The organism is Mycobacterium sp. 1245852.3, from assembly GCF_001669335.1.
GTDB classification, from domain to species: domain Bacteria; phylum Actinomycetota; class Actinomycetes; order Mycobacteriales; family Mycobacteriaceae; genus Mycobacterium; species Mycobacterium europaeum_A.
On record NZ_LZLL01000622.1, the window covers coordinates 1 to 7,954 of the forward strand.

At 71.1% G+C, this 7,954-nt stretch carries 9 protein-coding genes; 5 read left to right on the forward strand and 4 right to left on the reverse strand.

The genetic code is table 11. The features are described from left to right. Window positions 1-765 (forward strand): transketolase C-terminal domain-containing protein (locus A9W96_RS28975; protein ID WP_304441747.1); only part of this gene is annotated, 765 nt, incomplete at its 5' end. 50 nt (window positions 766-815) lie between these two features. Here the strand turns inward: A9W96_RS28975 and A9W96_RS28980 are convergent. The 3 genes from A9W96_RS28980 to A9W96_RS28990 form a co-directional block, all read right to left on the reverse strand. Next, on the reverse strand, window positions 816-2,117 hold the full coding sequence (locus A9W96_RS28980) for a ribonuclease D (RefSeq protein WP_067144602.1): 1,302 nt from the start codon (window positions 2,115-2,117) through the stop codon (window positions 816-818). A gap of 1 nt (window position 2,118) precedes the next feature. Then, window positions 2,119-2,742, reverse strand: coding sequence for a DUF3000 domain-containing protein (locus A9W96_RS28985; protein ID WP_082972678.1), 624 nt, complete (start codon window positions 2,740-2,742; stop codon window positions 2,119-2,121). 132 nt (window positions 2,743-2,874) lie between these two features. After that, window positions 2,875-3,669 carry an enoyl-CoA hydratase/isomerase family protein gene (locus A9W96_RS28990; RefSeq protein WP_067144612.1) on the reverse strand — a complete coding sequence of 265 codons (795 nt, stop codon included), beginning with the start codon at window positions 3,667-3,669 and terminating at the stop codon, window positions 2,875-2,877. A gap of 52 nt (window positions 3,670-3,721) precedes the next feature. Here A9W96_RS28990 and hemE point away from each other — a divergent pair, with 52 nt between their 5' ends. The 4 genes from hemE to A9W96_RS29010 are packed head-to-tail and all read left to right on the forward strand — an operon-like array spanning window position 3,722 to window position 7,594. Next, the gene (gene hemE, locus A9W96_RS28995) at window positions 3,722-4,771 is read left to right on the forward strand and encodes a uroporphyrinogen decarboxylase (RefSeq protein ID WP_067144604.1); all 1,050 of its coding nucleotides are present in this window, start codon (window positions 3,722-3,724) and stop codon (window positions 4,769-4,771) included. Beyond that, window positions 4,768-6,144 carry a protoporphyrinogen oxidase gene (locus A9W96_RS29000; RefSeq protein ID WP_067144606.1) on the forward strand — a complete coding sequence of 459 codons (1,377 nt, stop codon included), beginning with the start codon at window positions 4,768-4,770 and terminating at the stop codon, window positions 6,142-6,144. Before hemE ends, A9W96_RS29000 begins: the two co-directional genes overlap by 4 nt. A gap of 5 nt (window positions 6,145-6,149) precedes the next feature. Then, a complete protein-coding gene (gene hemQ, locus A9W96_RS29005; protein WP_066860656.1) occupies window positions 6,150-6,845 on the forward strand; it encodes a hydrogen peroxide-dependent heme synthase in 696 nt (231 codons plus the stop codon). After that, window positions 6,842-7,594 carry a class I SAM-dependent methyltransferase gene (locus A9W96_RS29010; protein WP_067144608.1) on the forward strand — a complete coding sequence of 251 codons (753 nt, stop codon included), beginning with the start codon at window positions 6,842-6,844 and terminating at the stop codon, window positions 7,592-7,594. Before hemQ ends, A9W96_RS29010 begins: the two co-directional genes overlap by 4 nt. Before the next feature lie 122 nt (window positions 7,595-7,716). Here A9W96_RS29010 and A9W96_RS29015 read toward each other — a convergent pair. After that, on the reverse strand, window positions 7,717-7,954 hold a 238-nt coding region (locus A9W96_RS29015), incomplete at its 5' end, for a DUF559 domain-containing protein (protein WP_082972679.1).

Consider the following 7,954-nt stretch of genomic DNA (forward strand, 5'->3'; position numbering starts at 1 on the left):
TCGACGTTCCTCAACCGGGCCTTCGACCAGATCATGATGGACGTGGCGCTGCACAAGCTGCCCGTCACCATGGTGCTCGACCGGGCCGGCATCACCGGTGCGGACGGCGCCAGCCACAACGGCATGTGGGACCTGTCGATGCTGGGCATCGTGCCCGGCATGCGGGTGGCCGCACCCCGGGACGCCACCCGGTTGCGCGAGGAACTCGGTGAGGCGCTCGACGTCGACGACGGCCCCACGGCCCTGCGCTTCCCGAAAGGCGATGTGGGCGAGGACATCCCGGCGATCGAGCGTCGCGGCGCCGGCACCTCGGGCGTCGACGTGCTCGCGGTCCCGGCCGGCGGCTGCAACCACGACGTGCTGCTGATCGGCGTCGGCGCGTTCGCGCCGATGGCGCTGGCGGTGGCCAGGCGGCTACAGGACCAGGGGATCGGCGTCACGGTCATCGACCCGCGCTGGGTGCTGCCGGTGTCGCCGAGCATTCTCGAGCTCGCGGAGCAGCACAAGCTGGTCGTCACGTGCGAGGACAACGGGGTCAACGGCGGCGTCGGCTCGGCGGTGTCGGCCGCCCTGCGCCGCGCGGAGATCGACGTCCCGTGTCGCGACGTCGGACTGCCGCAGCAGTTCTACGAGCAGGCCTCCCGCGGTGAGCTGCTGTCCGATCTGGCGCTGACCGACCAGGACGTGGCCCGCCGCATCACCGGCTGGGTCGCCGCGCTGGGCAGCGGCGTCGCCGAAGCGGAGATCCGCGAGCACCTCGACTAGTGCCATGTGGCGACCCGCTTCGCCCGGCTGCGCCGCGCTCGCGATCGCCACTAGTCAGCGGGCTCGGTGCCTTCCGGCGCCTGCAGCGCCTTGGCCAGCACCGGGTCCACCAATTCCCGCTGCCACGGCCGAGCCTGGCCGGCGCGCAGAAAGTTCTCGACGGCGTCGAGCGGATCGGGGGCGGGCGCCCAGTCCCAGCACAGCCGTCGCACCAGGTCCGGTGACACCAGGTTCTCGGTAGGGACGTGGACCCGCCCGGACACCTCCGACAGCGCCGAGCGCGCGGCCTCCAGCCGGGCGGCGGCCTCCGGTTTGCGCCTGCTCCACCGCGACGGCGGCGGCGGGCCGTTCGGCGCTTCGCTGTCGGTGGGCGGGTTTTTGGTGCGCCGGGCCTCATCCAGCGCCGCCAGCCACGTCGCGGCGCTGCGCCGCTGATTGCGCCCCCCGAACACGGGCAACGCGACCAGTTCCTCGACGGTCGTCGGGTTGGCCAGGGCGGCGTCGATGATGGCCGAGTCGGGCAGGATGCGCCGCGGCGCGATGTCGCGGCGCTGCGCGATCCGGTCGCGGGTCAACCACAGTTCGCGCACCGCGGCCAGGCCACGCTGATCGCGCACCCGATGGATGCCCGACGTCCGCCGCCACCGGTCCCGGCGCGTGGCGGCGCTCGGATCTTTCGAACCCACCTCGCGCAGATAGTCGAATTCCTGTGCGGCCCAGTCACTTTTGCCCTGCTCGGCCAGCACATCGGCGATCGCCGCGCGCAGCTCGATGAGCAGCTCGACGTCCAGCGCGGCGTAGTTGAGCCATTCGGCGGGCAGCGGCCGTTTGGACCAGTCGGCCGCGCCGTGGCCCTTGGCCAGCCCGAAGCCCAGCAGCCGCTCGACCATGGTGGCCAGGTTTACCCGGTCGAACCCGGCCAGCCGTCCGGCGAGTTCGGTGTCGTACAGTGCCGGCGGCCGCATGCCCACCTCCGCCAGACACGGCAGGTCCTGATCGGCGGAGTGCAGGATCCATTCGTCGCTGCCCAGCACCTCGGCCACCGGCCGCAGGGCCTGGCGCGGGTCGGCGCCGTGGCTCACCGGATCGATGAGCACCGTGCCGGAGCCGGCCCGCCGGATCTGGATCAGGTAGGCCCGGTTGGAGTAGCGGAAACCCGACGCCCGCTCGGCGTCCACCGCGAACGGCCCGTGCCCGCGGTCCAGCCGCTGCGCGGCGGCCTCGATGTCGCCGACGCTCACCGAGATCGGCGGGACGCCTTCGGAAGGGCGCGGCAGCGGGGTGGGCGCCGGGTCGGTGCCCGCGTCGCCGGGCACGCTGCTGCCCGGCCCGTCGGCCGCCGGTTCGCCCATGCTAGGCGCGTGACCGTGAGCTCAGGTCGGTGACTCCAGCGGGTGGTAGGCCCGCGGCGTGCTCCAGCACCTCGCAGAACGCCTCGACATGACCGCCGACCGCGGGTGAGGTCGCGGTCCACGACGCGCGCAGCTCGAGCTGGTGGGCGCGCGGCGGCCCGGAGATGTCTCCGTAGCGCACCGATGTGGTGGCGGTGACGGTGCCGCCCAGGGCGACGACTTGTTCCATACGTGACTCCAGTGCCTCGACTAGCCAACTCCACGCTACTTCGGGCAGCAGCGGGTCAACCGCCTCACTGGGGTCGAGGTCGGCCTGGATGTAGGCGACCATGCGGATGGTGCCGTCCCACGCGTCGGCCCCCTCGGGGTCGTAGAGCAGGATCAGCCGGCCGAAGGCGTCGCCGTCGGACCGTTCGGGAATGATGTCGCGGTCGGGATGTTTGACCTCGGCGCCCAGGGCGTAGCTGTGGGGAGCCAAGCGTTGCGGCGGCCGGATGGGACCCAACTCGATCTCCGGCCGCACGACGACGGCGTTCATCGCCGCTACCGCCTCGCGGAAGGGGGCCGGTTCGGATGAGGTCACTTGGCGCCGCTCCTGTCCATCCCGACCGTTCTGCGTCGTCACGGCACGGGTCACAGGGATCGACGGTAGACCCACAGCCCGACACGCCGCGACAGGCGCGCCGCGTTTCAAACCCGCCGCGACCAAGCCGTTACCGGGCCTCCACCAAAGCTATATGTGCAGCTCAGACGGCGCTCAGCGGGTAAAACGCGCGGGACGTTTCTCGCGGTGGGCCGCCAGGCCTTCCTGCACGTCGGGGCCGCCGAAACTGAGGAATTCCAGGCCCACCGAGGTCTCGAAGGTGGGGCCCATCATGCGATACCAGTGGTTGAGGCTGCGCTTGGTCCACCGGATCGCGTTCTGTGCGCCCTGCGCCAGGTTCTCGGCGATGCGGCTGGCGGTGGACAGCACGTCGTCGTCGTCGACGCAGGTGGACACCAGCCCGATCCGCTCGGCCTCCTCGCCCAGCAGCGTCTCGCAGGTCAGCAGGTAGTACTTGGCCTTGGCCATGCCGACCAGCAGCGGCCAGCAGATCGCGGCGTGGTCGCCGGCCGCCACGCCGAGCTTGGTGTGCCCGTCGATCAGCTTCGCGGTGCGGCCCACCACCGAGATGTCGGCCAGCAGGGCCACCACCAGGCCCGCGCCCACCGCCGGCCCGCGGATCGCCGACACGACGGGGGTGTCGCAGTTGATCATGTTGTGCACCAGGTCGCGGGCCTCGCGCATGATGCGGAGCCGGCCCTCGTAGTCGTTGATGGTCTCGTCGATCAGGTCGAAGCTGCCGCCGGAGGAGAACGCCTTGCCCTCGCCGCGGACCAGGACGGCGCGCACCGCCGGGTCGCGGTCGATCACCGGCCAGATGTCGGCGAGGTCGCGGTGCATCTGCGGGCCGACCGAATTCAGGCCGGGGGAGTCCAGCACCAGGGTCAGCACCCCGTTGTCCCCGAGCTCGCGGCGCAGGCTTGGAAACTCGTCGTAGTTGACTGGCATCGGGTTGATGTTACGCAACCGGCCATCGGCCCCCATGGCAGCATTGAGGCTGATGAGTACTCGCCGCGACCTTCCCGAGTCGCCGTATCTGGCGGCCGTGAGCGGGCGCAAACCGAACCGGGTGCCGGTGTGGTTCATGCGCCAGGCCGGTCGCTCGCTGCCCGAATACCGGGCGCTGCGGACCCAGACCGACATGCTGTCGGCTTGCTTCGACGCCGAGTTGGTCTGCGAGATCACCCTGCAGCCGGTGCGCCGCCACGACGTCGACGCGGCGATCTTGTTCTCCGACATCGTGGTGCCGCTGCTCGGGGCGGGCATCGACCTGGACATCGTCGCCGGGGTGGGGCCGGTGATCGAGTCACCGGTGCGCACCGCCGCCGACGTCGCCGCCGTCAAACCGCTTGAGCGGCAACGGGTTCAGCCTGTTGCCGATGCGGTGTCGCTGCTGGTGTCCGCGCTGGGCAACGTCCCGCTGATCGGCTTCGCGGGCGCGCCGTTCACCCTGGCGTCCTATCTGATCGAGGGCGGCCCGAGCCGTAACCATGCGCGCACCAAGGCGATGATGCTGGCGGAGCCGGACACCTGGCATGCGCTGATGGAGAAGCTGACCGACATCACGGTGGGTTTCTTGCGGGTGCAGCTGGACGCCGGGGTGGACGCCATTCAGGTTTTCGACTCGTGGGCCGGGGCGCTGTCATTGGCGAACTACCGCACCTACGTGCAGCCGCACAGCGCCCGGGTGTTCGCCGCCCTGGCCGGCTACGGCGTCCCGATGACCCACTTCGGGGTCGGCACCGCCGAACTGCTGGGCGCGATGTCGTCGGTCGGCGCGAACGTGGTAGGCGTCGATTGGCGAACCTCGCTGCCCGATGCGGCCGCCCGCGTCCAACCCGGCACGGCGTTGCAGGGCAACCTCGATCCGGTGGTGGTGTTGGCGGGCTGGCCGGTGGTGGAACGCGCGGCGCGCGCGGTGGTGGACGACGGCCGGCGCGCCATCGATGCCGGCGCCGCGGGCCACGTCTTCAACCTGGGCCACGGTGTGTTGCCCGAAACCGATCCCGGTGTGCTGACCGACCTGGTGTCGCTGGTCCACTCCCTATGAGTTCCCCCTCGTATTGCGTTGTGGGGGGTGGTATTTCGGGCCTGACGGCGGCCTATCGGCTGCGCGCGGCCGCCGGCGAAGGCGCGGCGATCACGCTGTTCGATCCGGGTGACCGGCTCGGCGGCGTGTTGCGCACCGAGCTGGTCGGCGGACAGCCGATGGATCTGGGCGCCGAGGCGTTCGTGCTGCGCCGCCCCGAAATGCCGGCGCTGCTCGCGGAGCTGAATCTGACTGAGCGCCAGCGGGTTTCGACCGGCGCACGCCCACTGATCTACAGCCGCCAGGAGTTACGGCCGCTGCCCGCGGGCACCGTCGTCGGGATCCCGTCGTCGGCGGCCTCGGTGGCGGGATTGGTCGACGAGGCCACGGTGGCCCGCGTCGAGGCCGAACCCAGCCGCCCGCTGGCGTGGCGGGCGGGCAGCGACCCTGCGGTGGCCGACCTGGTGGGCGAGCGGTTCGGCGACCAGGTGGTGTCGCGGTCGGTGGATCCCCTGCTGAGCGGGGTGTATGCGGGCTCGTCGGCCACCATCGGGCTGCGCGCGGCGGCCCCGACGGTCGCGGCGGCCCTGGACCGCGGCGCGACCAGCCTGACCGACGCCGTCCGGCAGGCGCTGCCGCCGGCCACCGGCGCGCCGGTGTTCGGGGCGCTCGAGGGCGGCTACCAGGTGCTGATCGACGAGCTCGCGGCGCGCGGTCGCCCGCGCCGGGTGCGCGCCGCGGTCTCGCGCCTGGAGCCCGCCGCCGCCGGCTGGGCGGTGGTCGACGACGCCGGCACTCGCTGGCCCGCCGACGCGGTGATCCTGGCCGTCCCAGCGGGGGAGTGTGCCCGCCTGCTGGCCGGGATCGCCCCCCGCAGCGCCGCCGCGGCCGGACGCATCACCAGCGCCTCGTCGGTGGTGATGGCGCTGGCCGTGCCCGGCGACACGGCGTTCCCGCAGTGTTCGGGCGTGCTGGTGGCGACCGGTGAGCGGCTGCGGGCCAAGGCCATCACGCTGTCGTCGCGCAAATGGGGGGTCCGCGGCGACGCGCAGCTGTTGCGGCTGTCGTTCGGGCGGTTCGGCGATCGCGTCGCGGCGGACACCCCCGACGACGAGCTGCTGAGCTGGGCGCTGGGCGACCTGGCCACCGTGTTCGGGCTGACCGTCGACCCCGTCGACGCCCGCATCCAGCGCTGGATCGACGCGATGCCGCAGTACGGCCCCGGTCACGCCGAGCTGGTCGCCGAGGTGCGCGCGGGGCTGCCCCCGACGCTGGCGGTGGCCGGCAGCTACCTGGACGGCATCGGCGTGCCGGCCTGTGTGGGCGCGGCCGGGCGCGCGGCGGAGCGGGTGATCGGGGCCATCGGGGGCTTCGACGCGCAAGTGGCACGATAGGTTTCATGGCCAAGCTCGACTACGACTCGCTCAATTCCCAGATCCGCTACCTGATGTTCTCGGTGTTCTCCGTCGAGCCGGGTGAGCTGGGCGACCAGCGCGGCGACGTCATCGATGAGGCGTCGACGTTCTTCAAGCAGCAGGAGGAGCGCGGCGTCGTGGTGCGCGGCCTCTACGACGTCGCGGGTCTGCGGGCCGACGCCGACTTCATGATCTGGACCCACGCCGAGCGCGTCGAGGCGCTGCAGGCCACCTACGCCGACTTCCGGCGCACGACGGCGCTCGGGCGGGTCAGCGCCCCGGTGTGGAGCAGCGTGGCGCTGCATCGGCCGGCCGAATTCAACAAGAGCCACATCCCGGCGTTTCTGGCCGGCGAGGAGCCCGGCGCCTACATCTGCGTGTATCCCTTTGTGCGGTCCTATGAGTGGTACCTGCTGCCCGACGACGAGCGCCGCCGCATGCTCGCCGAGCACGGCATGGCCGCGCGCGAGTACAAGGACGTGCGCGCCAACACCGTCCCGGCCTTCGCGCTCGGGGACTACGAGTGGATTTTGGCCTTCGAGGCTCCCGAACTGCACCGCATCGTCGACCTGATGCGCGAGCTGCGTGCCACCGACGCCCGCCGGCACACCCGCGAGGAGACGCCGTTTTTCACCGGCCCCCGGGTGCCCGTCGAGCAGCTGGTGAATGCGCTGCCATGACAACGCCTTTCGACCCCAACGACCCGACCCGATTCGAGGAGATGTACCGCGACCAGCGGACGTCGCACGGCCTGCCGGCCGCCACACCGTGGGACATCGGCGGCCCGCAGCCGGTGGTCCAGCAGCTCGTCGCGCTGGGCGCGATCAAGGGTGAGGTGCTCGACCCGGGCACCGGCCCGGGCCACCACGCCATCTACTACGCGTCGAGGGGTTTTTCGGCGACCGGCATCGACGGGTCGGCGACCGCCATCGAGCGGGCCCGGGAGAACGCCCAGAAAGCCGGCGTGTCGGTCAATTTCGAGCTGGCCGACGCGACCAAGTTGGACGGGTTCGACGGCCGGTTCGACACGGTGGTCGACTGCGCCTTCTACCACACCTTCAGCACCGAGCCCGAGCTGCGCAGCTCGTATGTGCGGGCGCTACACCGCGCCACCAAGCCGGGCGCGCGGCTGTACATGTTCGAGTTCGGCGAACACAACGTCAATGGCTTCAAGATGCTTCGGTCGTTGTCCGAGAACGACTTTCGTGACGTGCTTCCGGACGGTGGCTGGGAGATCACCTATCTGGGCACCACCACGTATCGGGTCAACGTCAGCGTCGAGTCCATCGAGGCGATGGCCCAACGCAACCCCGACATCGCCGATCAGGCCGAGAAGCTGCTGGAGCGCTTCCGGGTGATCGAGCCGTGGCTCGACGGTCAACGGGCGCACGCCCCGTTCTGGGAAGTGCACGCCACCCGGGTGGACTGACACCCCTCCGCGCCCTCCCATGCCAGGCCGCCCCGCGCCCTCCCATGCCAGGCCGCCCCGCGCCCTCCCATGCCGCGAAACTTAACCTGTTGCGATCCTTTTCGGCGTGTCGTCGCAACTGGTTAAGTGTCGCGGTATCCGCGGCGGATGAGCGCACGGCGCACGCGGCCCACAACGTCGTCCGGCTTGTCGTCGGCGATCACCCGGATGACAATCCACCCCAGGTCATCGAGCCTGCGTAGCCGGCTCTGGTCACGCGCGTACTGCTTGCGGTTCGTGCGATGGTGATCGCCGTCGTACTCTGCGGCCACCCTGTACTCTTCCCAGCCCATGTCGAGACACGCGATGAGTCGCCAGTTT